Source organism: Bacillus sp. LR--39 (assembly GCF_053613335.1).
Window position 1 is genome coordinate 1 of sequence record NZ_JBSIOT010000285.1, and the last position, 1,135, is coordinate 1,135.

General features: G+C 48.2%; 1 pseudogene. It reads left to right on the top strand.

Features of this window, described 5'->3' with window-relative positions:
- Window positions 1-1,135: pseudogene (gene ftsH, locus ACWHAR_RS22550) on the top strand (ATP-dependent zinc metalloprotease FtsH); the annotation flags it as partial.

A 1,135-nucleotide genomic window follows, 5' to 3' on the forward strand; every position in this document is an offset into this window, starting at 1 on the left:
TACAGTACGTTCATCAAAAACCTGGATGACGGGAAAGTTGATAGCGTATCGGTTCAGCCTGTCAGAGGTGTTTATGAGGTAAAAGGGCAGCTGAAAAACTACGACAAAGATCAATACTTCTTGACTCATGTTCCTGAAGGAAAGGGAGCAGACCAGATATTTAACGCTTTGAAAAAGACAGACGTAAAGGTTGAGCCCGCTCAAGAAACAAGCGGATGGGTGACGTTCCTGACGACCATCATCCCATTTGTCATTATCTTTATTCTGTTTTTCTTCCTGCTCAATCAGGCTCAAGGCGGCGGCAGCCGTGTCATGAACTTTGGCAAGAGTAAAGCGAAGCTGTATACAGAGGAAAAGAAACGCGTCAAATTTAAAGACGTTGCAGGGGCTGACGAAGAAAAGCAAGAACTTGTTGAAGTTGTTGAGTTTCTGAAAGATCCCCGCAAGTTTGCCGAGCTCGGCGCCAGAATACCGAAAGGCGTGCTTTTAGTCGGACCTCCGGGTACCGGTAAAACATTGCTTGCCAAGGCTTGTGCAGGAGAAGCCGGCGTACCTTTCTTCAGCATCAGCGGATCTGATTTCGTTGAAATGTTTGTAGGGGTCGGTGCTTCCCGTGTGCGTGACTTGTTTGAAAATGCGAAAAAGAATGCGCCTTGTTTGATCTTCATTGATGAAATTGACGCAGTCGGACGCCAGCGTGGCGCTGGTCTCGGCGGTGGACACGATGAACGTGAACAGACGCTAAACCAATTGCTTGTTGAAATGGACGGATTCAGCGCTAATGAAGGAATTATCATCATTGCTGCGACGAACCGTGCGGACATCTTGGACCCAGCCTTACTTCGTCCGGGACGTTTTGACCGTCAAATCACAGTGGACCGCCCAGATGTCATTGGCCGTGAAGCTGTATTGAAAGTCCATGCGAGAAACAAACCGCTGGATGAAACGGTTAACCTAAAATCAATTGCCATGAGAACACCAGGCTTCTCAGGCGCTGACTTAGAAAACCTCTTGAATGAAGCTGCGCTTGTAGCGGCTCGTCAAAACAAGAAAAAAATCGATGCGCGTGATATTGACGAAGCGACGGACCGTGTAATTGCCGGACCCGCTAAGAAGAGCCGCGTTATCTCCAAGA